Here is a 23,602-nt window from a genome sequence, read left to right as displayed (position 1 = left end):
TAGCCAAAAGGTTATATCCTAGTTTTCCTTCTTGATACTCTTTAACTAGCATTAACTTAAATTGTTCACTGTATTTAGCCATTAAAAAACACCCCAAAAGTCAGATTTCACTCTAACTTTTGGGGTGCAGTACAATTCCTGTAGGCTTCTTTACTTATTCTAAAAATTCAACGCATCTTTTGAATTATAGATAATCAACTGATGGAATAGTAGATTTATCTTCTTCTAATAAGCATATTGACTATATTGGTTTTGATTTTGAATTTCAAATCCCATTTGTCTTAAAAGTTGTTGAGCAGAAGACATACTTTGTTCAGTTTGTTGTTGCCAACTAATAATGTTTTGAATAAAGGGTTTAAATTCATTAGGGGCGTTATCTCTCATTACGTCTAACCATTTCATTACTTCTTGATCTTCTCTAAGCGCACTGTTTACACATGAAATCAACGTATTAATAATTGAATCATGATATTCACCATTTTGTAATCGTTGTGCAGAACCTACCGCTGTTACTCGATGGTACGAAGCTGGAACAAGATGCTCATGCATTTCGGGATTTCCTTCTAGATTTTGTGTAGTCGGAATGTGAAATAATTGTGTACTCATTGAACAAACCATTTTTTCTGCATATAAACTTTGATCTAAAAGCTCTATAACAGAAGCCCAATCTTGGCGATAAGGATAATAATACATACATTCACCCACTTATTATGAAATTACGATATCATATGTTAGTTAGTGATATTTGCTGCAAGGGGATTTTGCTACAAATCTCTCATATCTATAAAAAGGTGTTTTCTATACAGGGAAGGGATATTTCCAAATACCTGTTTTTAGATAGCCTAGAAAAATAGTTAAAAGAAGCCAGGGAATATGTGCTCCTCTTAACTATAAAGTGAAATCCTATTATTTTAAGGGTTTAAATTTTAAAGCGAACCGGTTAGAAGCTTTATCAGTGAAGATACTTGTGACGATACTAATGAAGGCACTTCCGATTATATCAGATGGAAAATGATGTCCTACCCAAATACGTGAAAACCCCGTTAACGTGGATAGCACTAACATGATCGACCCGAGAATACGTTCCCGTAGAAAAATCGAAGTAGCTATAGCAAACACAAGCAATGTATGTTTACTTGGAAATGAAGAGTCTGTCTTTGAAGGAATAAGAATGCCTACACGGTTTTTCACAAAAGGGCGGGGTTTAAAATACACCAGCCTAATCAACCTATTGATGAACAAGGTAAATACTGCGGATGTGATTGCAGATAGCGCCACTTTTTTGTGTGAATTTTGAAACAACATTAAAATTAAGACAAATATAAATATATAGCGAACCTTGTTTGAAAAAAATATCATTAGTATATCTAATAAAGAATTTCTTCCTGCCAACTGATTTAACTCTCTAAATAGTTTGTAGTCCATTAAACTAGTCCCCCTTATTCTGTCGATACATATTATTCCCTTTGTAATGAGAAACATGTAGGACACAGACATGCGAGGGGAGTTAGCACGTAGTAAATTGTATATTTTCCTTCATAATTTATTATTATTTTTGCATACTAAAAATGAACAGTGAGTTTCTTAAGTGAAATTTTAATAAGGATGAAAAGGAGTGACTTACATTACTACTTCTAATAAACCAGTTATTACAGTGATGCTTGATACATTGATGGATCAACCGTTACAGCTTGCGTTAAAAGAGGAAACCTTACCTGCTTTTACATACTTTATGGAACATGGGACATATTATTCAAGTGTTGTTGCTCCTTTCCCTACAATGTCAGTAAATGTGGAAAGCACGTTGCTCACAGGACATTATTCCGATCAACATGGAATCCCTGCGCTTACATGGTATAGCGAAAAAGAAAATAGGATCATTAATTATGGGACGCACCTAATTGATCAAATGAAACTTGGACTTAGTAAATGCTTGAAAGATACTCTTTACCGATTAAATAATGAACATTTAAATACAAAAGTGAAAACAATTCATGAGGAGTTAGACGAGCAAGGGAAAAAATCCGCTTCTATTAATCCGCTTGTAAACAGAGGGAACGTTCCGCACCGATTAACAATTCCAAGTTTTATACGGTTCTTCGTTACTATTGATAAGCATATTGAAACGCAGACTGCCGCAAAGTATGTCTATGGTCGCTTATCTAGGCTGGATCCTAATGGGAAATACAGCAGTGTTTGGCATAAATATGGTTTTAATAATAAATTCTCCGCTCAAGAATTTACTCATTTAGTCAATAATCATGATATTCCTGATTTTTCCCTAGTCTATCTACCTGATCATGATAAGAACGTTCATAAACGTGGACCTATGGATACGAAGGGGATTAAGGAAATGGATAAAAACTTACAGACAATGTTGGACTCCTTTCCGACATGGCAAGAAGCACTTGATAATCATATTTGGATTTTGATTGGAGATAATGGTCAATCGGGCATAAAAGATGACAAAACACAAGCCTTTGTTGACCTGAGGAAATTATTAAAGCCATTAAAGGTCACAAAATTGAGTAAGGGCGTGCGAAAAGAAGATCAAGTAGTCTTAGCAAACAACTTGAGGTCATGTTTTATCTATTCATTAGATACAGACGATGTACCACTAACAGAGATTGTCGAGAAATTGAAAACAGAGGAACGCTTCGATATGATCTCCTGGAAGATAGATCAATGGATTCATGTCGCTGCGGGTGACAAAAAAGAAAGCTTTCAATTTAAAGAAGGTGGAAAAGTAAAGGACGAATTCGATCAAACTTGGGAGATTAGGGGAGACCATTCTATTCTTGATTTAACTATAACGGGAAACGACGTCACTTTCGGTGATTTTCCTGATGCTCTAAAAAGGCTTCATAGCACTCTTCATTCTCATGAAGGAGACTTTGTAGTTATATCTGCAAAACCAGGGTATGAGTTAAGAGGGGAAGTTACTCCTTCTCATGCGGGAGGCGCTAGTCATGGAGGCTTTCATAAAAATGATTCTTTGATTCCGATGCTGGTTACAGGGACAGAAACGACACCTGATTTTTTCCGTATGGTCGACTTGAAAAAGTGGATTTTAGCCCTTACTAGTTCATAACTTAGCAATCAAATTATAACAACGGAAATATATTTGAAATGAAATTCTATTCGGAAAAAGAAAGAGCCAACAAAAATGTTAGCTCTTTTGTTTTATGAAAGATAAGTATTGGATAGTAGGGTACGTGAATAAGGAGTGTCATATGGGAATTTTCTTGGCAATTATAACAGCTGTTGGATTTTCATTTAGTAGTGTTTTTATCAGAAAAGGTATGGGAAAGTCTAAAGGTGACAACGGATTTTTAATTACAGTTACTATAAATGTAGTTGTTCTTGGAATAGCTGCTCTTATTTATCGAAACTTTATTACAGTACCTATTACTGTTTACGGACTGATTTTATTTGGGGTTTCAGGAGTATTTACAACATTTTTAGGGCGAATTACATTATTTATGAGCTTTCGGAAAATTGGTCCGAGTAGAGGTGTTGCAATAAAAAATAGTGCTCCACTATTCACTATTCTTTTTGCGGTAATTTTTTTAAATGAGTTTATTGGCTTTTTCCCGTTTATAGGTACCCTGTTCGTTCTGCTTGGGTTAGGGATTCAGGGATTTTTCTTAGTAAGACAAGGAATTTCACCAGTTTCAAAAAAAGATGTTAACCTAAAAAAAGGGTATTTTTTAGCCTTATTTTCAGCTATTGTATTTGGAGTAGGTCAAGCTATTCGAAAACCAGGTTTAGAAGAATTACCTGATCCTTTTTTGGGGGCTTTTATTAGCTCTTTAATAGCAATTATTATTGTAGTTTTATTTGAGTGGAAAAAAGGTATCTTAAAAGCAAACATCGCTGATCAAATAGCCACTTTAAATTTGTGTTACTTTTTTGCAGGCTTATTAACTAGCGGAGCAATGCTTTCTTTTTTTATAGCTATAACATATATTCAGGTTTCTTATGTAGCTGCAATAGCAGCAATAGAACCAGTATTAACAATACTGCTGAGTAAAATATTCTTAAGAGAAGAGGAGAAAATATCTCGTAATACCATTTACTCTGCCCTTACAGTATTTACTGGTGTTGTCATCATTGTTTTATTTACATAAATTGTGTAAAAGTTGGATCTGTTAAAACTAATTTTTTAAGTGATTTGTATTCTTTGGATGTATCGACATCTAGAAAGTTTCTCTCTTCTTTAAATTCAACTGTTAATCCTCGATTACTATTTCTTATTATTTGACGGGCACCTTCATCACCATGTAATTGAAAAAGCTTAGGGAATAAGCTGTAATTAAATATAACAGGTGGTCTTAACATTCCGTTATAGCATGAAGCAATGTAATAGGGCTTTTCTGTTTTGTATTGAGTGACGATCTGATCAATGATCTCTTGTGTAACAAATGGCTGATCAGCAAGTAAGATCATAACGGCCTTAGCGTGCATTTTTTGTGCAGCAGTTAGTCCACACTTTAATGATTCAGCCTGACCTTTCCACGATTCCTTGCAACGTATATGGACCCATTTTTTCTGGGAAAGTTCTTGGAAGAAGTGGGGAGGTAGCCAATTGAGAGAGTCGCTTTCTCTAGTTACAACGAGGACTTTCTCTAGAGCAGATTCTATCGCTGTTTCCAAAGCTATACTACCTAATGGTTTGTTATCTAAAGGAAGGGATAGTTTAGGACACCCCATTCTTTTGCTCTGGCCTGCTGCTAGGTATATTCCAAAAATCATGTTGATCCCTCTTTCGAACTGCTTTAATCACATCAGCAAGGATGCTTACTGCTATTTCCTCAGGACCTTCAGCACCAATTGGCAAACCTACGGGAGAATGAAGCCAATCAGGAATGTCCCTACCGTCTAAAAGTCGATATGTCCGCTTTCTTGGACCTAAAACGCCGAGATAATTTACTCTTTTTTGAAAAAGAGTATTTAAGATTTCTTGATCCTTTTGAAAACTGTGTGTCATTATGATGACAGAATCATTGAGAGAAAATGAAAAATTGCTTAAAAATGAGCATGGATTTAGTATGATGTCAGTTGCATCTGGAAAATAAGTCTCATTACAGTATGCTGGGCGCCAATCAGCAATGATAATGGTAAATCCAGTCTTATTAGCAAAGCTGACAAGCGGCCTTACATCTGGTCCTGCCCCAAATATAATGAGACGGGGTTTGGGTTTAAAGACTTGAATAAAATATCGGTCTGGTACATTCTCTAGATAACTTATGCTTTTTTTACACTTAGAAAATAATTGGGTTAACTCGGCAGGATACTCTCCACACCATTCACCAAAGGCTTTCTGATCTTGTGTAATGAAAATATAGTCTAAAACGGTGCCGAATTCTGATAATCTCTTTACGTGAAGAACCGATATTCCTTGCTTTAAATAATTTTCTACTTTTTTTAAATGTTTTTCGAGTTTCGTATCTACTAGCTCCAATAGTACTGATATCGTTCCATTACATCCACTGCCTTGCCCAAAAGCTAAGTCGTCTTCTGATTTCATATCGTACACAATGGTACGAGAAGTTTTTTCTTTTATGACTTCATCAGCTCTCACTGTTAAATCATTCTCTAAGCAACCTCCACTTAAAAGGCCTATCTTAGTACCATCCTCCACATAAAGCATCATAGTCCCCTCCTTACGGTAGGAGGAACCTTCAACATCATTAATTGTAGCTAAAACTTTTCTATGTTTAGAATCCTGAAGTGCTTTTAATATATCGAATAACTCGTTCATTAATATCCCTCCAAATTGATGGTATAGGAGTTCATAGTAGCTTTACGCAAATAAAGAAGAAGTACTTTATGTAATGAATAGTATGAATTAGTCAAAATTGTAGAACCTGTTTAAGGTTGACTAGCTCTATAAGAGTTCCTAAAATAAATAGCTCGAATAATTAGTATAATGTAAAAGAAAGTACTTAACGTAAATGGAGGTGCCCAAAAAGGTCGGTATCTGACCTTTCGGGACACCTCCGAAACAATTTTAAGAGGGGTTTACTATTTTTTTATAATTAAGTAATCTCCACTTTTGAGTTCAAGTATATCTGCTAAAAATGCTTCAGCAATTGCTTCGGAAAATTCAACCACTTCCTCTTGGTCTTTTGCTAATAAGGAGAGGGGGTCTCCACCTAAATAACGGTCTTTATCCGTTGTAATAAAGGCGAGAATGCCTTTGATCTGCCCTCCATTTTTTTCCATTAGTTTAGTCCTCCCATTTTTACATGTAATAATTCTGGATTTTTCTTCACCGTTTCTAATAAAGGAGTAAGTAAAATGGTTTCTTTCAACAGATCAAAATTCTTAATGATAGGAACTAATATAATAATTATTTTCCCGTCTGCAGGATTTTGAACACTATATAACTTCTTTTGTCCTAGTCTCCGTGTAACTTCAAATAAAATAGCTTGTCGTTGTCCGCCATTTTGCAGCGGGATTAGAAAATGATCTTGATTTGGCTCGATAATGGCTGCAAATCCATCCTCTAGATACCAGTTTTTTGCTTCCTCTCTACCCATTAAATGGGAAACAAACATATCATCCACATATAAATCAGACCCTCTAATTTCTATTTTCCCTTGAGTCACAGTTGCGATGTCTCTTACTTTTTGTCGCGCCGTAAAATGTTTCAGTAAATAAAATAAAATAAGTCCAACTACTGAACCACATATAACTTCGATCCAAGCAGCAACATCCAAAAATTCTTGGAATAGCTGAATTGTAAGTGCCGTAGTAAAGGACACGAGTAATACGATATAGTTACGTGCTTCAAATATTTTCGAGATCCCATCAATGTAGGCATCACCGCGTCGTGTAAACTCATCTCCTTCAAGGTCTAAAAGACTTTCTCTTTCTACTTTTCGGACATCACGAAAATGTTGTATGGCTAAAGCAAGAAAGGTGACCGCTGTAAATTCCTTTGCCATTAATGCCGGAATGATAAAGGCTCCTATTGCTGCAGCAAGACCCCCTGTCACAACATGAATTAGGTAGCCGTTAGGATAATTTGGGTACTGTCTGTAATCTAGTTTAATGGACAAAATACGTACTAATGTGCCGATAACAGTTGCTGTAATAATAAGGACTAATAGTTCAGGTGAAATCACATCATTGTTATTTGACATTTTATTAGGGCTCCTTACTAAGTAGTCTGATGATAGAATTTGTTAGATCAGAATTTTTATACAAATAGTTATTATTGTATGTAAGAGAGGTTTTCCTTTTGGCCGTGAATGAATATGATTCGGAAAAGCAATAATAAGTAAATGTATCATTATTTCTAACTAAAAGAGGTTGTCAGTATTTAAAATCTAGCATTAGTTCTAGAGGTGGTGTGAAATTCATGAGTTGGAGCATAGGAAAAAGTATCTATCGTAAAGAAGCGCTCGAAAAGGTAACGGGAAAAGCAAAATATACAGATGATTATTCAACATCAGGGATGTTACATATTAAACTTGTCGTAAGCTCTTATGCTCATGCAAAAATAAAGGCAATCGACACGGAAAAGGCGCGTGCAGTGCCTGGCGTTCGAGCGATACTTATTGGACAGCCATTCCCGCTAACAGGAGAGGAAATTAGCGACCGACCTCCAATAGCCTTTGATAAGGTACGGTATCACGGCGAACCGGTCGCTGCAGTCATAGCAGATAGTCCAATTCAAGCAAAAAAAGCATCTGAACTAATAGGAGTGGTATATGAACCACTACCAGTTGTGAATTCTCCGAAGGAAGCACTTCTTCCAGATGCTATGTTAGTCCATGAAAATTTAACTAGTTATGAAAGAATAGAACATGTTTATCCAGAGCCGAATACGAACATTGCCGATCGTACGAAAATTCGAAAAGGGAATATGGAACAAGGATGGGCTGAGAGTGAAGCAACTGTAGAGGCTAGCTTTTCTTTTGCTCCTTCTGACCATATCGCAATGGAAACAAGGTGTGTGATAGCAGAAATCCGTCCAGACGGATTTGTTGTCTTTTCCTCTTCAACTCAATCCCCCTATATGATCAAAAAATTAATGAGTGATTATTTTAATCTTGAGGAAGGGAAAATCATTGTCAAGACTCCGCTAGTAGGGGGTGGGTTTGGAGGAAAAGTAAGCGTACAACTAGAACTCATCGCATATATGGCAACACTTGCTGTTGGAGGCAGGCCAGTCAAACTTGTTAATACACGAGAAGAAGACATGATCACATCACCAGTACATATAGGACTTGATGCAAACATAAGGCTCGGAGCGACAAAAGATGGGAAAATAAAGGCAGCTGAAATTTTGTACATGTTTGATAGCGGGGCATATTCCGATAAAGGAGCGACTGTAAGCAGAGCTGCTGCGGTGACTTGTACGGGACCTTACCATATTGAAAATGTATGGTGTGATTCGCTATGTATTTATACAAATCATCCATATGCAACAGCGTACAGAGGTTTTAGTCATTCTGAGCTATTATTTGTGTTTGAAAGAGCTATGGATATGCTCGCTCAAAAAATTGACATGGACCCAATTGACTTTCGAAAGAAAAATTCAATTATGCCTGGCGATACTACTCCGACTCAAACTCGCCTTAATCAGAGTACGGTTGGAAATTTGCCTAACTGTATCGATCAGTTAAAGCAATTAATGAACTGGAAAGACGGACAGGTTACTCAAATAAGTGAACGCAAAATTAGAGTGAAAGGAGTTAGTTGTATTTGGAAAACGTCAACTATTGACTCAGAGGCTAGCTCTGGTGTGACAGTAACTTTTAATGCTGATGGCAGTGTCAATGTAATGTCAGGGATTGTTGAAATTGGGACGGGTACGAAAACAGTACTGGCACAATTACTAGCTGAAAAGCTAAAAATGGATATCAATAATATTCATGTCAAAATGGAAGTCGATACACAAACAACACCTGAGCATTGGAAAACGGTTGCGAGCCGGGGGACTTTAATGGCAGGCAGAGCCTTATTGAAAGCGGCAGATGATGCAACTGAACAATTAAAGGATATTGCTTCGCGTGTGCTGATGTGCTCACCTGATGACTTAGAAGTAGGGAATGAAATGGTCTATGTTCGTGATGAGCCAGATACGTTTATAAATGTGAAAGATGTTTGTTATGGCTATAAATATCCAAGTGGCTATTCAATTGGAGGGCAAGTGATTGGTAGAGGCAGTTATACGTTAAGGCATTTAACTCATATTGATCATGAAACCGGTCAAGGTAAACCAGGTCCAGAATATACAGTAGGTGCACAAGGTGTAGAAGTTGAGTTTGATACGAGAGATTATACTTATAGAATACTTAAGGCATACTCTGTCATCGATGTCGGAAAGGTATTAAACAATAAAGCGGCAAAAGGACAAGTGATGGGTGCGATGAGTATGGGATTAAATTTTGGTAGCAGTGAAACATTTGTATTTAGCGAGGATGGAAAAGTTCTTAATCCTCGTCTGCGTACATACGTTCCGTATCGTTATGGCGATCATCCCGAATATGTCGTTCACTTTCTAGAAACACCTTATATTGATGGTCCATACGGAGCGCGTGGAGTAGGTGAAATCGGATTGATTGGTATGCCTGCAGCGCTAGCTAACAGCCTGTCAATGGCTGCTGGAGTAGATCTAAATAAACTGCCGATTACGCCTGAAGTAATCTGGAAGGTAAAAGGCGGTGGGGGATAAATGATCTCATATGATTTTGAATATTATAAACCGACATCTATTGAAGAAGCGAGTCAATTATTTCAATCATTGGATGAACAAGGAAAAGAACCTATCTATTTTTCAGGCGGGACAGAAGTGATAACATTAGGAAGGGTTAATCAAATTATTACGGGTGCTGTCATTGATATTAAAGGAATTCTTGAGTGTCTTGTGCTAAAAAAAAATGAGAATAAAGTTATTATAGGAGCAGCACAATCTTTGACAAAGATCCGTGAGGTGCAATTATTCCCATTTTTAAGCAAAGCAATAGTGGAAATTGCTGACCATACCGCGCGGAATAAAATCACCTTAGGTGGAAATATTTGTGCAAACATTATTTACAGAGAAACTGTGTTGCCGCTTTTATTAACAAATAGTCAGGTCGTAATCGCGAGTCATAATGGCTTAAAACAGCTTCCTATAAACGAAGTGTTTAATCAGAAATTAAAATTAGAAAAAGGGGAGTTCCTTGTTCAAACAATTACAGAACAGAGCGAGGTTGATTTGCCTTTTCTTTGTGTGAAAAAGCGGAGACAGTGGGATGTTGGATATCCACTGTTAACAGTTGCGGCACTTACTAGCAATGAATACATCAAAGTGGCTTTTAGCGGGCTGTGTTCATTTCCTTTTCGTAATCAGTTAATAGAAGAAAGTTTAAATAATAAACAATTATCTAAAGAAACAAGAATTGAAGAAGCGATACAACGAATCCCTGCACCTATTCTCGATGATGTTCAAGGTTCTGCAGAATACCGGCAGTTTGTATTGAAGAATACGTTGCTTGATGTATTAGATGCATGGGAAGGAGAGGGAAATGCATAAAAGTGAAATGACATTAAATATAAATGGTGAAGATCGTACGATATATGCACGATATGCGGATACATTATTATATGTTCTACGCGCGGAGCTAGGGTTAACCGGGGCAAAACCTGGCTGTTTAAATGGTGATTGTGGTGCTTGTACCATTGATATAGACGGGGATTCAATGAAGTCATGTTTAATGCTTGCTGTTGAGGCAGTAGATAAAAAAGTTACAACGGTGGAAGGGCTTAAAAACGCTCCAATTCAATCGCAGTTTATTGAAAAGTTTGCGTTCCAATGTGGCTATTGTACGCCTGGATTTATTATGAATTGCAATTCATTAATTCAAAAGTATCCAAATGCAGATGATACGATAATTAAGGATTGGTTAGAATCTAATATTTGCCGTTGTACAGGGTATCAAGAAATTAAAGAGGCTATAACATCAGTGTTATCAAGTCCCCATAAGAATCTATAGGCTTTTCTATGTTCAAAATAATAAAACCATTAAATCTGTATTACTTCATCAATTGTTGGGATACTAATTTAGTAATTATTATTAGGAGGTTAAGCAGGATAATCCATAGTTTTACTAACTAATTTTCTTTTTATCTGTAATAATCAAGCGCATTTCTCTATTAGAGAGGGCAACTTTTATCATTATTTTTAAAATATTACTTGAATTTTAGCTAAGTGGTTGATAAGATTAGTAACAATAAAGTTGTTAAAGAATAAAAAATTAAATAGCGATAAACTTCTTATCCAGAGTGGTAGAGGGACAGGCCCTATGAAACCCGGCAACCATCAAGTCAAAATATTGACTTGAACGGTGCTAATTCCTGCAAAGGTGTTACCTTTGAAAGATGAGAGCAATGTATTTAATCATACTAACCTCTCTTTAAATTAAAGAGAGGTTTTTTTGAATGGATGAGAGGCTTATCGCTCAGGAGGAGCGATAATAATGGAAAAAGCAGTGTTTGGTGCAAGTGAGTTTTTCAGTCAAAAAGCGTTTATTACAGTTTTTCGTGGTATTGAATATGTTCAAATAGGGCATTTAAAACGGGCAAATGTAGATCTAGTAGAAATATGGTTTGATCCTTGGAAAGTATCCTATAACGAATTATTAGATTTGTTTTTTGACTTGCATGACCCAATAATTAGAGAAGGTCAGCAAGTTAAAAATCAATCATTCATTTTCTTTTCTACTATTAATCAATTAACAATAGCTAAACAAAAGAAAAACGAACTAAAACATATTTTAAAAGATGAAATTATTACAGAAATTACCCCAGTATGGAAACATATTACTAGCTTGGAAGAGATCAAACGAATATCCTAATTAAACTTCACATGAAAGAATACTTAAGTTAACTGTGAAGCAATTACACGACGAGTAATCTTGTTCAGTTGGAAAGAACGGAATATTGCTGTAATTCAGAATGTGTGTTACGCTTTCGAAGGAAAAATTATGAAAATTAATAGGGGAGCTATGAGGCTGGCTGAGAGGATATTCCGATGAAGATATCGACCCTTTAAACCTGATCTGGGTAATGCCTGCGGAGGGATGTTTATTAGAATTACGTGTGATATGTAAGTCTACACGCCTCTGTGGTGTGTAGGCTTTTTTTGCGAAAGGAGGTATACATGGTTTCTTTACGTCAGTTTGTCCGTTCAGCTGCACCTGCGATCAGCGCTATTTTAATTTTTCTCGTGGTATGGGAAGTGGCTGTTAGGATTTGGGAGATTGAAAACTGGATTTTACCAGCTCCCAGTTTGATTGTTCATACGTTGTTTCAAACGTGGCACCTATTACCGGAACATATTTGGATGACTTCGAAAGAGGCGCTGCTTGGTTTCTTATTAGGCATTGCGGTTGCGTTAGTGATGGCCTTTATATTAGATATCTCGCCGTTTTTACGTAAAAGTTTTTATCCAATTCTCTTATTCTCGCAAACGATTCCTATTATTGCGATTGCCCCCTTGCTTATTATTTGGTTTGGGTACGGAATTCTTCCTAAGGTGCTTGTCGTAGCTTTAGTGACTTTTTTTCCGGTTGTCGTTAGTGTAGTTGAGGGACTGCAATCAAGTGATCGTGATATGATTCGGCTTGTCAGATCAATGGGAGGGTCATTTTGGCAGGTGTTTTATTCTGTTCGATTCCCACACGCGCTTCCTTATCTATTTACAGGGTTGAGAATCGGAGCGACTTATAGTGTGTTAGCAGCTGTTATTTCAGAGTGGGTCGGTGCAAGTTCTGGGTTAGGGATTTATTTAATAAAAGCTCAAAGCTCGTTTGCAACAGACAAAGTTTTCGTCGTTATTGTATTAATTTCACTATTAAGCTGCCTGTTATTTTTAGTTGTTGTTTTCCTAGGTAGAGTTATGATGCCGTGGAAACATAAGTCTCACAAATATAAAAAAATGAATTGAGGAGAGAATTCGATGTTAAAGAAAGTAAGTACCTTTTTGTTATTGATCATCATGCTTGTTTTAGTTGGTTGCAATCAAGTAGAAGAGTCAAGTCAAGGTGAAGAAGTGGAGACGGAAATCGAATCAGAAGCTGGGGGAGAGGTGCAGGTTGAATCTTCAGAATTAGTTGAAGCGACCTTTATGTTAGATTGGGTACCGAACACGAATCATACCGGTATTTATGTCGCCAAAGAAAAAGGATTCTTTGAAGAAGAAGGAATTGATTTAACGATTATCGAACCTGCGATGGAAGGTGCTGTACCAATTGTTGCGGCAGGACAAGCTGATTTTGGGATCGGATCTCAAACTGGTGTTACTATTGCTAGATCAAAAGATATTCCAGTCGTTTCGATCGCAGCTGTGATTCAGGAGCATACATCTGGTTTTGCTTCTCCAGTTGAAAAAGAGATTGCATCACCAGAGGATTTTGAAGGGAAAACATATGGCGGTTTTGGTGGTGCTGAGGAAGAGGCAATTTTGAACACGGTTTTAAATCAGCATCAGGTAGATCCTTCAACTGTTGAAAATGTCATTGTTGGTTCAGCTGACTTTTTTGCAAATACGAAGAGAGACATTGATTTTCAATGGATTTTTTATGGTTGGACGGGGATTGAAGCGGAAGTTCGTGGTGAAGACATTAATATGATTTATCTTAAAGATATTGATCCTGTCTTTAACTATTATTCTCCTGTTATTTTTAGCAGCGATGCTGTCATTGAAGAGAAGCCTGAGCTAGTTGAAAAATTTGTAAGAGCTGTGTCAAAAGGATATGAATTTGCGATTGAACAACCAGAGGAAGCAGCAGAGATGTTAATTGCGGCTACCCCGGAAACAGATGAAGAACTTATTCGTGCGTCACAAAATTGGCTAAGCCCTCGTTATCAAGGGGGTGCAGAAAAGTGGGGCATTCAAAGTGAAGACATTTGGGATAATTTTTCCTCTTGGATGCTTGAGGCTGGACTAATTGAAACAGAAGTATCGACTGAAGAAGCGATGACAAATAAATTCTTACCTTAATGAGAAATTAGGAGTGTATATGGAACTAAGCATTCGCAATCTGCAGCATTCGTTTGGCGGGGAACCCGTTATTAAAGGAATAAACCTGTCTCTTCAAAAAGGAGAGTTTGTTTCATTAATTGGACCAAGTGGCTGTGGCAAAAGTACATTATTTAATTTAATTACGGGCCTTGAAGTTCCGCATGAGGGAGAAATTTTGCTAGATGGTCAGAATATAATTGGGAAACGTGGTTATAGCAGTTACATGATGCAAAAGGACTTATTATTCCCATGGAAAACCGTGCTAGAAAATGTTCTTTTAGGTCCAATGATAACGAAGCAACAAACAGAACAAGTAAAGGAAGAGGCACTTTCTCTTTTTCCGCTGTTTGGATTAGAAGGATATGAGCATTCTTATCCGGACGTCTTGTCGGGAGGAATGAAACAAAGAGCTGCGTTGCTACGAACCTTTTTGCATAAAAAAGAACTATTGTTATTAGATGAACCTTTTGGCGCTCTGGATGCGTTAACTCGTGAAAAAATGCATAGTTGGCTGTTGCAAATATGGAGGAAAATGCAACGAACCGTCTTATTTATCACACATAGTATTGATGAAGCGATATTCTTATCAGACCGTATTTATGTGCTAGCTCCTCGTCCGACAGAGGTCATTCTAGAAGAGAAGGTGACATTGTCTCGGCCAAGGAAAACAGAAATGAAGGTCACTTCCGAATTTTTAGAGTTGAAAGGACGATTAATGAACGCATTATACGAAATGAACGAATGAAAGCTATTTAACTTATAAGTTTTGGGAATAGATTATTAAAGAGAGGATGAATGAAATGAAATTTTCAGAACAACTTCGAAAAAAGGCAGATTCCATTTGGAATGCAAGCTTTGAACATCCGTTTGTTAGAGGAGTAGCTGATGGATCATTACCAATTGAGTGTTTTACATATTATGTACAGCAAGATTCCTTTTACCTTTCCAGGTTTGCTCAAGTACAAGCGATTGGGGCTGCAAAAGCATTAGATTTTCATACAACGTCGCAAATGGCGTTTCATGCTAAATCGACTTTTGATGCAGAGCATATGCTACATGAAGGATTTGCAAAAGACTTAGGACTAGAAAAGAATAGTGAAGGCCATATGGCTGAGGAACCTGCTCCGACTGCAGTTGCTTATACGAATCATTTGTTTTCTGTTGCCTATAAAGGCTCTCTAGGGGAAGTGATTGCGGCTATTCTTCCTTGCTATTGGTTGTACTGGGAAATCGGAGAGAAGTATAAAGGGTCTACTCCAGAACATCCCGTCTATCAAAAGTGGATTGATACGTATGGTGACGAATGGTTTGCAACGTTAGTAAAGGAACAGATTAACCGTTTGGATGATTGCGCAGAAAAAGCTTCAGAAGAAGAGAAGCAACGAATGGAGTCTATTTTTATAACAAGCAGCAGGTATGAGCATATGTTTTGGGAGATGTCCTATACGTTAGAGAAGTGGCCAGTGTAGGTGAGCAGTTGTTCTTAAGCTAGTTGTATGACCCATCCAATTTTATTTTGGATGGGTTTTGAAGTTGCTAATCTTAATGACCTTTTGAAAAATCTCCAGTTAATAGCGGAAAGACATCCTTCCTCGTAGAAGAGAAATGACGAGCCAGGACGTTGCACGTATAATTCTCTTTTTAATTCTCAAAATAAAGAGAGAAGGAGTGATACTATGGCGAAACGAAATGGCAAAACGAACGCAGACCAAAAGAACAAACAAGGATTTGATTCAAGTAAAACTGATTCAGAGTTCTCTAAAGAACTTGGAAGTGCAGCAGCTAACAGGCAGCACAAAGAAAAAGCTAAAAAGCTAAAATCATCCAAAAACCAAGGGAAATGGAACGGGATGAATTAATTTTTTTATCGTTTTGCACTACGGTATAAATAAAATAAGGTGATGAAAGGTTCAGCTTGTTTGCTGGACCTTTTTTATGGTGGGCCGTATGTCTTCAATTTCTTGTTTTGCAAATTAAGTTTACTGTAGGAAGGCTCTATATGGATCATCCACTCTTCACAAAAGGGGGATGATTGTATCTTTGGTTTTTTACTAAAGATCATTATAAGTCTTTTTATTGTTTACTTAAGGATAAAAGTGTCAAATAAACGAATACTACCTTTGGAGTTTACATATCGGGGGTGTGGCGCTTAAGAGAGTGTTGGAGCGAGTGTTATTTCTTTAAAAATTGGATGATTACCGGTAAAAAAAGGAGGCTTTATTAATGGATAAGAAATGGTACGCAATGGTTTTGTTGATTTTCATGATGGTCATGTCATTCTCAACCGTAGGATTTGCAGCAGAGAATCCAGGAAGTAACAAGGACATTGTCGATACAGCGGTAGAAGCAGGTGACTTCAATACGTTGGCCACTGCTCTAGAGAAAGCTGGTTTGATCGAGACGCTGAAAGGCGAAGGGCCGTTTACTGTATTCGCTCCGACAGATGAGGCGTTTGAAAAACTACTAAAAGAATTAGGTATAACAGCAGAAGAATTATTAGCTAGAAAAGACTTAGCAGATATTCTGCTTTACCATGTCGTACCTGGTAAAGTGATGTCTGGTGATCTGAAAGACGGGATGAAGGTGAAAACGTTAGCTGAGAAAGAAGTAACCATTTCGCTTGACCCTATTCAAGTGAATAAAGCAAATGTCGTAAAACCAGACATAGAGGCTTCAAATGGTGTCATCCATGTCATTGACGCCGTATTATTGCCATAAGAATTGATAAAGTAACCGAATTTGAATATCGATAAAATGGACAAGACTGAATTCCAATAAATTTCAATTGGATTCAGTCTTTATTTTTAAAATCATAGCACTCCTAAAACTCCCTTTACCGCAAAGAAGAAAGCCCCTTATTCGTAATGTTATTAATGATTTCCGCTCCATGATTGGAAAAAGTTCGTCCTCATAATTGTGTAATTAATATAAATAATAAAGTTGAAGGAAGATGACAAACTAAAGGGAGCGCTAACTAAATGATGAATTCAATGATCAATCATATTGGCTGGATAACAGCTGTATTCAATTCGGGTAGACGAACACAGCAATTATTTGGAGCTAGACGCAACAACCGTGGCGGAATGCTATTTTCAGTATTTGGATTAGGGTTAGGAATTGGGGCTACGGCTTACAGTCTTATAAGGGGGCGTGAAAATGGAATGCAACAAATGAATCAACCTATTACGAATTTCCTTAGAAACGCTCAAATAAATACCATAGGAAGACCAAATAAAGCCGCTTTGGCAGAGTTTTCAGAAGAACTAACGACTGAGTCATCGAAAAAGGAGGATAATAATGATTACGAAGATGTTTATTAACTTTTTGAATTCCTTTTAGTAATCCTTTTATAGCAGTCATCGAAGCGCTTTAAAAGAAGTACCAAGTATTAATTAGTTTTTTGGTAAAGTAGAAAGTATCGCAAGACGAACGTCATTACGATCCTTTGAAAAACATTTACTCAATTATTTTGTAGCAACCTGTTTTTAGTGTAGTAAGACTCTTTCCGGAAAAAAGAGAGAAATTCAAGTCGGTCATTTTCAACTTCAAAAATTGAGCTTAAAGTAAAAGGGAAGCTGGTTACATACATCTTACCTCTTTTTGTCAGTATCTCCGTCAAATTGTGGACATCAAACCGCGTCAATTCGCGAAGAAATGGCTGCGATCAATGAGGAAATTCGCTCTGAAATTGAGAAGATCTGAAAGTGAAAAAGGATGAGCAAATCAATCTTGGCCCATCGAAAAGAGCATGGGATTATGCTTATTCAACAACTGTATACATTATGTATACAATGAATGAGATGCCTTCTGAAGAGGAGCTTGTTTCTGATTTGCAATAGATGACGTCCTATTATCATCGGAAAGGTGAATATGGATGGAACGACTCATCCTTTTAGCAAGAAGGTATTGGACCGAATGATTACGCTTGAGTTTAACCATGTGAAGCTTGATGATCTACAGTTTTGATGGAGAAGTGAGTAACGTGTACCTAATTCCCAATGAAACCCTATTTGCTTTTCTATACCTTATATGTTATTATAAGGAAGAATTATTTTTGTTCGGTCTGTAAGGAAAGAATAAGTATTTAAACTTTTCGCCTTTGATAACGCACTTGAACAATGATAGTAATAAAAGGTGGGCGTAATCCACCACAGGAGGAAACACACATGCAAGAAGGTACAGTAAAATGGTTTAACGCAGAAAAAGGATTTGGTTTCATCGAAATTGAAGGAGGAGAAGATGTATTCGTACATTTCTCAGCTATCCAAGGCGAAGGCTTTAAATCTTTAGATGAAGGCCAAAAAGTTACGTTTGACACTGAACAAGGTCAACGTGGACTACAAGCTACTAACGTAAACAAAGCATAATTATGAAAGGACTCTCTAGTAGAGTCCTTTTTTTTGCGGAAAAATAAACATAAAACAGGCTGACTAATGAATGTCTTTCCTTAAGAATACCTAATATGTAACAACTATTCATTTGAAAATGATGACCTCATAGTACTAATGTTGAATCGCTTCATAGAAACGACTAACTAATTCTTTATTGGTTACAACTGACTTACTTATCTATCCTCTCCTTTAAAATTAAAACTACAACTTTTGTCCGTTAGGATAAATTGGTATAATTCATCTTATAAATGTAATATTTCTAATTTCTTTTGCTTTCTTTTTGAAAGGGCTTAATTAAGAATGGGGTGCCATCATGGGAAAAGTAACCATCTATAAAAGTGAAGAAGGAAAAAGGTTTATTACCGAACAATATGAAAGATATATAAAATCATTAAAGTTTGATTTCGATCGCATTTATGTTGATACAAGTTATGGTAAAACTCATGTTCTTGTAGCAGGTCCACCAGAAGGAAAACCCGTTTTTATATTTCAGGGTGGCAATTGTATAAATCCAATGACGTTATCTTGGTTTTCACCATTAATAGATAAGTATAGAGTTTATGCACCAGATACAGTTGGTCATCCAGGATATAGTGATGAAAGTAGAATTTCAGCGAAGGATAATAGCTTTGCTCAATGGATAGTAGAACTGATGAATTATTTTGATATTGATAGTAGTGCCTTTATTGGTCCATCCTACGGTGCTGGGATCATATTAAGATTAGCTACATTTATGCCAGATAAAATTGATTGTTCCATATTAGTATCACCAGCAGGAATAAGGTTAGGTTCAAAGATGAGAATGATTAAAGATATTTTACTTCCTTTAGTATTATTTAATGTTACTTCATCAGAAAAACATCTTAATAAAATCACTGGTATTATGTCGGATTATAGTATGAAAGAAATTGATAAAAATATTATCGGTGATGTATTTAAATACGTAAGACTTGAACAAGAAATGCCTAAATTAACGGAGAAGAAGGAATTAAGAAATTATAACGCACCTACATTAATTATAGCAGGGAAAAAAGATATCTTTTTTCCTGAAAGTAGATTGAATAAAGTTGCAAAAGAAATCATCCCGAATTTAACTGCATTTAAAGCCTATGATATAGGACATTTCCCATCAGGAGAACATTTGATAAAAATAAACAAAGAGATTATAGAATTCCTAAAAGCCTATTACTAAAACATAAATTCTTGTAAACTAAAAGGTGCATTGCTTTAATAACGGTCTAGCGATAAACTTCTTATCTAGAGTGGTAGAGGGACAGGCCCTATGAAACCCGGCAACCATCAAGTCAAAATATTGACTTGAACGGTGCTAATTCCTGCAAAGGTGTTAACCTTTGAAAGATGAGAGGAATGTATTTCATAATACTAACCTCTCTTTAAATCAAAGAGAGGTTTTTTGAAGCTTGACTAAGATATTAGTTTTATCCAGGCTATTAGAAATTCCTCTAGTATCGCTTCAGATTGTGAGTTATATCCTTCTATAAAAAATGTTTTCCAAAAAGCAAGCTCAATTAAAAGTGACTCTAGAGAAAAAGTGGTGAAACCATGAAACCTAAAGTTTATATAACGAGAAAATTACCAGAGATCATTGTTCGTAAGATAGAAGCTATTTGTGAAGTGAGAATGTGGCCTGAGGAGGATATACCAGTACCAAGAGATATATTATTAGATGAAGTAAAAGACATTGATGGATTGTTTTGTCTATTAACTGAATCAGTTGATGAATCACTTTTAAATGCTGCTCCTAATCTAAAAGTAATAAGTAATATGGCAGTTGGATTTAACAATATTGATATTAACTTAGCAACAGAAAGAGAAATGATTGTAACGAATACTCCGGGTGTGCTAACGGAAACAACTGCAGATTTAACATTTGCTCTTTTAATGGCGACTGCTCGTAGAGTTGTGGAAGCCTCTGCCTATTTAAGAGAGGACAAATGGAAAACATGGTCTCCAATGCAACTTACTGGTCAAGATATATACGGTGCCACTCTCGGGATCATTGGCTTAGGAAGAATCGGTGAAGCGTTGGTAAAAAGAGCAAAAGGGTTTGATATGAATATCCTCTATAGTAATCGAACTAGGAAGCCAGAAAAAGAGAGAGAGTTAGGTATTCAATATAGGGAATTGGATTGTTTATTACAAGAATCAGATTTTGTCTGTATCCTTATTCCGTATAGCCCTCAAGTTCATCACTTAATTGGACAGCGAGAGTTAGGGCTAATGAAGGAAACGTCAGTATTGATTAATACAGCTAGAGGCGGAATTGTAGATGAATCTGCTCTATATGATTCTTTAAAGGAAGGTTCTATTTGGGCTGCAGGATTAGATGTATTTGAAGAGGAACCCGTATCAACAAATCATCCGTTACTAACACTTCAAAATGTTGTGGCACTACCGCATATTGGTAGTGCTAGCAAACAAACTAGATTAAAAATGGCGGATCTAGCAGCGGGAAATTTAATTCGAATCTTGACAGGGAAAGATGCAATTACAAAAGTAAACTAGTTGAATCAATATGGGGGAGAAGTTATGGGCAATTCTAGACTTGATAGCAACGTAAAAGTATTTTCATTAAATTCTAATGTACCTCTAGCAAAGGAAATTGTTGAATTTTTGGGAGTGGATTTAGGGGAAAGTTCAGTCACAAAATTTAGTGATGGAGAGATTCAGATTAATATTGAAGAGAGTGTACGGGGGTGTGAAGTTTACCTTATCCAATCCACATCTCAGCCGGGTAATCAATATATCATGGAATTATTAACGATGATTGATGCAATGAAAAGAGCCTCAGCAGAATCGATAAATGTTGTCATTCCATATTATGGATATGCGAGACAAGATCGTAAAGCGCGTTCAAGAGAGCCGATTACATCGAAATTAATTGCAAACCTACTAGAAGTAGCTGGGGCGACAAGAATTTTATCTTTAGACTTACACTCTCCCCAAATTCAAGGTTTTTTTGATATTCCAGTTGATCAACTTGTAGGAGTTCCTCTATTAGCAAAGTATTTCAATGAGAAAGAACTTGATGACATTGTTGTAGTAGCTCCAGATAATGGTGGGGTAGTTAGAGCAAGAAAGTTTGCTAGTTTATTACATGCTCCTATTGCTTTTATTGATAAAAGACGTCCAATGCCTAATGTAGTAGAAGTTATGAATGTTGTAGGGGAAATTAAAGGGAAGAGGGCTATAATTATTGATGACATGATTGACACAGCAGGGACAATATCATTGGCCGCCAATTCGTTAATGGAAAAAGATGCGTTAGAGGTTTACGCCTGTTGTACCCATCCGGTTCTCTCAGGACCTGCAGTCGAAAGGCTAAAGAATTCGGAAATTAAAGAATTGGTTACAACTAATTCAATTGATTTGTCTGATGAGAAGAGGATGGAGAAATTAACGATCTTATCTGTAGCTCCACTTATAGCTCAAGCTATTATTAGAATTCATAAAAATGAGTCTGTAAGTGTGTTATTCGAATAAACCTAAAGGTGGTTGGGATCGATTTCATATTTTCTATTGTTCCGGGTATAGTTGATTTGCCGGAACCTCTAAATAATGCTTCTAAATTTATTACGAATGTTTCAAAGAATGTTGCTTGCCTGATGGCGATAGCGAAGAGGTCTACCTTTTCCCATGCCGAACACAGTCGTTAAGCTCTTTTGCGCCAATGGTAGTTGGGGGCTTCCCCCGGTGAGACGAACCTCTTGTCTTCGTAAACCTCATGGAATTGCTCCTATGAATAAACAACAAGACCATCCGTATAGAAGACAAAAGGGGAGTCCGAGCACGATTAGTTGCGGGGAGAGACACTGACATCCTAAAATTTAGAAATCATATTTCACAACAGTCTAATCTAAGCTAAAAATGGAGATAATATTTAGGAAAAGTATTTTCTTACTTTGGTCTAAAGGAGGAGTCATCTTGGAAACGACTTTGAAGGTCGGTGATAGTGCCCCTGAATTTTCATTACCTGCGACGAAAAAAGATAAGATTGCATTGTCTGATTATCGTGGGAAAAAGAGTATTGTAGTGGCTTTTTATGGCATGGATTTTACACCTGGATGAATTAAGGAAATTGCCTCTTGGAAAGAGGATTACAAAAGATTTGAACAGTTAGATGTCGAAGTACTGGCGATTAGTGTCGATCATATCCACTCGCATAACGTCTTTGCAGCGAGTATGGGGACATTGCCCTATCCATTATTGTCAGATTGGCATAAACAAACAGTGAAACGTTACAATGTATTTAACGAAAAAGGCGAAACCGCGGTTCGCTCTGTCTTTGTGGTGAATAAAGATGGGATCATTACCTACTTAAACACCTCATTTAAAGCTGACAAGAAAGAAGATTATGAGGCGGTTTTCAGTGAGCTTGAAATGGGAACAAATCAATAATTGATTGAAGAGAATTCCGCACTATAGTTGTGGAATTTTTTTGTGAAATAGACACCCATTAATCTCGCAAAAAATGGATAGCTTAAATGAATTTTAATTTATCCTATTTTTTCTTTTATAAAGTATTTTTCATATATGGATTTCAATACTTTTTTGATTCGGTGTTCGCGGGTTCGACTCATGAGAAGGAGTTTGAGTCCACGAAGGAAGTTTGTGACTATCGATTACCTAATTCCTAATGAAATCCTATTTGCTTTTCTATACCTTATCTGTTATTCTAAGGAAGAATTATTTTTGTTCGGTCTGTAAGGAAAGAATAAGTATTTAAACTTTTCGCCTTTGATAATGAACTTGAGCAACGATAGTAATAAAAGGTGGACATAATCCACCGCAGGAGGAAACACACATGCAAGAAGGTACAGTAAAATGGTTTAACGCAGAAAAAGGATTCGGTTTCATCGAAATTGAAGGTGGAGATGACGTATTCGTACATTTCTCAGCTATCCAAGGCGAAGGCTTTAAATCTTTAGATGAAGGCCAAAAAGTTACGTTTGACACTGAACAAGGTCAACGTGGACTTCAAGCTATCAACGTAAACAAAGCATAATAATGAAAGGACTCTCTAGTAGAGTCCTTTTTTTATGCAAAAAACAACATAAAAAAGGCTGACTAATGAATGCCTGATCCTTTCACAAATCCGAATAGATAGAACTGTATGGTAACGTCTATATGTTCGAATCGATGGATCTGGCACTTTTACTTTAGTCAG

General features: G+C 36.6%; 26 protein-coding genes, 1 rRNA gene and 3 riboswitches. Of the genes, 21 read left to right on the top strand and 6 right to left on the bottom strand.

Annotation, left to right across the window (positions count from 1 at the left end; genetic code table 11):
• Nucleotides 1–225: 225 nt before the first annotated feature.
• Both SAZ04_RS18260 and SAZ04_RS18255 read right to left on the bottom strand, forming a co-directional pair.
• Entirely contained in the window at nucleotides 226–693 is a 468-nt protein-coding gene (locus SAZ04_RS18260; RefSeq protein WP_332697905.1) for a hypothetical protein, read from the bottom strand.
• A 213-nt stretch (nucleotides 694–906) separates the two neighbouring features.
• The gene (locus SAZ04_RS18255; protein ID WP_332697903.1) at nucleotides 907–1,425 is read right to left on the bottom strand and encodes an undecaprenyl-diphosphatase; all 519 of its coding nucleotides are present in this window, start codon (nucleotides 1,423–1,425) and stop codon (nucleotides 907–909) included.
• 190 nt (nucleotides 1,426–1,615) lie between these two features.
• Between SAZ04_RS18255 and SAZ04_RS18250 the strand changes: the two genes are divergently transcribed.
• Complete coding sequence (locus SAZ04_RS18250) at nucleotides 1,616–3,091, top strand: alkaline phosphatase family protein (protein WP_332697901.1); 1,476 nt, start codon at nucleotides 1,616–1,618, stop codon at nucleotides 3,089–3,091.
• Nucleotides 3,092–3,233: 142 nt separating this feature from the next.
• Nucleotides 3,234–4,130 (top strand): EamA family transporter, encoded by an 897-nt coding sequence (locus tag SAZ04_RS18245; RefSeq protein WP_332697899.1) that lies wholly within the window; start codon nucleotides 3,234–3,236, stop codon nucleotides 4,128–4,130.
• Here SAZ04_RS18245 and SAZ04_RS18240 read toward each other — a convergent pair.
• The 4 genes from SAZ04_RS18240 to SAZ04_RS18225 form a co-directional block, all read right to left on the bottom strand.
• Nucleotides 4,123–4,755: an NTP transferase domain-containing protein gene (locus tag SAZ04_RS18240; RefSeq protein ID WP_332697897.1), complete on the bottom strand. Its 633-nt coding sequence runs from the start codon at nucleotides 4,753–4,755 to the stop codon at nucleotides 4,123–4,125. The two genes, SAZ04_RS18245 and SAZ04_RS18240, sit on opposite strands and share 8 nt — an antisense overlap.
• A complete protein-coding gene (locus SAZ04_RS18235) occupies nucleotides 4,700–5,764 on the bottom strand; it encodes an XdhC family protein (protein WP_332697895.1) in 1,065 nt (354 codons plus the stop codon). Before SAZ04_RS18235 ends, SAZ04_RS18240 begins: the two co-directional genes overlap by 56 nt.
• 263 nt (nucleotides 5,765–6,027) lie before the next feature.
• Complete coding sequence (locus tag SAZ04_RS18230; protein WP_332697893.1) at nucleotides 6,028–6,228, bottom strand: capping complex subunit for YIEGIA; 201 nt, start codon at nucleotides 6,226–6,228, stop codon at nucleotides 6,028–6,030.
• On the bottom strand, nucleotides 6,228–7,151 hold the full coding sequence (locus SAZ04_RS18225; protein ID WP_332697891.1) for a YIEGIA domain-containing protein: 924 nt from the start codon (nucleotides 7,149–7,151) through the stop codon (nucleotides 6,228–6,230). The genes SAZ04_RS18230 and SAZ04_RS18225 overlap by 1 nt, the downstream gene beginning before the upstream one ends.
• Nucleotides 7,152–7,369: 218 nt before the next feature.
• Here SAZ04_RS18225 and SAZ04_RS18220 point away from each other — a divergent pair, with 218 nt between their 5' ends.
• From SAZ04_RS18220 to SAZ04_RS18135, 19 genes are all read left to right on the top strand, one after another.
• Nucleotides 7,370–9,691 carry a xanthine dehydrogenase family protein molybdopterin-binding subunit gene (locus tag SAZ04_RS18220; protein WP_332697889.1) on the top strand — a complete coding sequence of 774 codons (2,322 nt, stop codon included), beginning with the start codon at nucleotides 7,370–7,372 and terminating at the stop codon, nucleotides 9,689–9,691.
• The gene (locus SAZ04_RS18215; RefSeq protein ID WP_332697887.1) at nucleotides 9,692–10,534 is read left to right on the top strand and encodes an FAD binding domain-containing protein; all 843 of its coding nucleotides are present in this window, start codon (nucleotides 9,692–9,694) and stop codon (nucleotides 10,532–10,534) included.
• Nucleotides 10,527–10,994 (top strand): (2Fe-2S)-binding protein, encoded by a 468-nt coding sequence (locus SAZ04_RS18210; protein WP_332697885.1) that lies wholly within the window; start codon nucleotides 10,527–10,529, stop codon nucleotides 10,992–10,994. The genes SAZ04_RS18215 and SAZ04_RS18210 overlap by 8 nt, the downstream gene beginning before the upstream one ends.
• 277 nt (nucleotides 10,995–11,271) lie before the next feature.
• A riboswitch (SAM riboswitch) is annotated at nucleotides 11,272–11,386 on the top strand.
• A gap of 91 nt (nucleotides 11,387–11,477) precedes the next feature.
• A complete protein-coding gene (locus SAZ04_RS18205; RefSeq protein ID WP_332697883.1) occupies nucleotides 11,478–11,855 on the top strand; it encodes a peptide-methionine (S)-S-oxide reductase in 378 nt (125 codons plus the stop codon).
• A 131-nt stretch (nucleotides 11,856–11,986) separates the two neighbouring features.
• Nucleotides 11,987–12,099: riboswitch (TPP riboswitch) on the top strand.
• Between the two features lie 61 nt (nucleotides 12,100–12,160).
• The gene (locus tag SAZ04_RS18200) at nucleotides 12,161–12,946 is read left to right on the top strand and encodes an ABC transporter permease (RefSeq protein WP_332697881.1); all 786 of its coding nucleotides are present in this window, start codon (nucleotides 12,161–12,163) and stop codon (nucleotides 12,944–12,946) included.
• Between the two features lie 12 nt (nucleotides 12,947–12,958).
• Nucleotides 12,959–14,002 (top strand): ABC transporter substrate-binding protein, encoded by a 1,044-nt coding sequence (locus SAZ04_RS18195; protein WP_332697879.1) that lies wholly within the window; start codon nucleotides 12,959–12,961, stop codon nucleotides 14,000–14,002.
• A 19-nt stretch (nucleotides 14,003–14,021) separates the two neighbouring features.
• Nucleotides 14,022–14,768: an ABC transporter ATP-binding protein gene (locus tag SAZ04_RS18190; RefSeq protein WP_332697877.1), complete on the top strand. Its 747-nt coding sequence runs from the start codon at nucleotides 14,022–14,024 to the stop codon at nucleotides 14,766–14,768.
• 55 nt (nucleotides 14,769–14,823) lie between these two features.
• Nucleotides 14,824–15,492, top strand: coding sequence for a thiaminase II (gene tenA, locus SAZ04_RS18185; RefSeq protein ID WP_332697874.1), 669 nt, complete (start codon nucleotides 14,824–14,826; stop codon nucleotides 15,490–15,492).
• Between the two features lie 207 nt (nucleotides 15,493–15,699).
• Nucleotides 15,700–15,882 (top strand): hypothetical protein, encoded by a 183-nt coding sequence (locus SAZ04_RS18180; protein WP_332697872.1) that lies wholly within the window; start codon nucleotides 15,700–15,702, stop codon nucleotides 15,880–15,882.
• Between the two features lie 364 nt (nucleotides 15,883–16,246).
• Nucleotides 16,247–16,741, top strand: a complete 495-nt coding sequence (locus SAZ04_RS18175) for a fasciclin domain-containing protein (protein ID WP_332697870.1) — start codon at nucleotides 16,247–16,249, stop codon at nucleotides 16,739–16,741.
• 260 nt (nucleotides 16,742–17,001) lie between these two features.
• A complete protein-coding gene (locus SAZ04_RS18170) occupies nucleotides 17,002–17,343 on the top strand; it encodes a hypothetical protein (protein WP_332697868.1) in 342 nt (113 codons plus the stop codon).
• A gap of 384 nt (nucleotides 17,344–17,727) precedes the next feature.
• Nucleotides 17,728–17,862, top strand: a complete 135-nt coding sequence (locus tag SAZ04_RS18165) for an MrcB family domain-containing protein (RefSeq protein ID WP_332697866.1) — start codon at nucleotides 17,728–17,730, stop codon at nucleotides 17,860–17,862.
• Between the two features lie 327 nt (nucleotides 17,863–18,189).
• Nucleotides 18,190–18,390 (top strand): cold-shock protein, encoded by a 201-nt coding sequence (locus SAZ04_RS18160; protein WP_060671790.1) that lies wholly within the window; start codon nucleotides 18,190–18,192, stop codon nucleotides 18,388–18,390.
• A 337-nt stretch (nucleotides 18,391–18,727) separates the two neighbouring features.
• Nucleotides 18,728–19,606: an alpha/beta fold hydrolase gene (locus SAZ04_RS18155; protein ID WP_332697856.1), complete on the top strand. Its 879-nt coding sequence runs from the start codon at nucleotides 18,728–18,730 to the stop codon at nucleotides 19,604–19,606.
• Between the two features lie 58 nt (nucleotides 19,607–19,664).
• Nucleotides 19,665–19,780, top strand: a riboswitch (SAM riboswitch).
• A gap of 197 nt (nucleotides 19,781–19,977) precedes the next feature.
• Complete coding sequence (locus tag SAZ04_RS18150; protein ID WP_332697854.1) at nucleotides 19,978–20,940, top strand: 2-hydroxyacid dehydrogenase; 963 nt, start codon at nucleotides 19,978–19,980, stop codon at nucleotides 20,938–20,940.
• Nucleotides 20,941–20,964: 24 nt separating this feature from the next.
• Complete coding sequence (locus SAZ04_RS18145) at nucleotides 20,965–21,918, top strand: ribose-phosphate diphosphokinase (protein ID WP_332697853.1); 954 nt, start codon at nucleotides 20,965–20,967, stop codon at nucleotides 21,916–21,918.
• 121 nt (nucleotides 21,919–22,039) lie between these two features.
• A 5S ribosomal RNA gene (rrf, locus tag SAZ04_RS23565) occupies nucleotides 22,040–22,151 on the top strand.
• Between the two features lie 151 nt (nucleotides 22,152–22,302).
• A complete protein-coding gene (locus SAZ04_RS18140) occupies nucleotides 22,303–22,833 on the top strand; it encodes a redoxin domain-containing protein (RefSeq protein WP_332697851.1) in 531 nt (176 codons plus the stop codon).
• 406 nt (nucleotides 22,834–23,239) lie between these two features.
• Nucleotides 23,240–23,440, top strand: a complete 201-nt coding sequence (locus SAZ04_RS18135; protein WP_332697849.1) for a cold-shock protein — start codon at nucleotides 23,240–23,242, stop codon at nucleotides 23,438–23,440.
• The last annotated feature ends 162 nt before the right edge of the window (nucleotides 23,441–23,602 follow it).

It is taken from the genome of Halalkalibacter lacteus (assembly GCF_036663595.1).
Taxonomy (GTDB): domain Bacteria; phylum Bacillota; class Bacilli; order Bacillales; family Bacillaceae_D; genus Halalkalibacter; species Halalkalibacter lacteus.
This window is presented reverse-complemented; position numbering and strand designations above follow the sequence as displayed.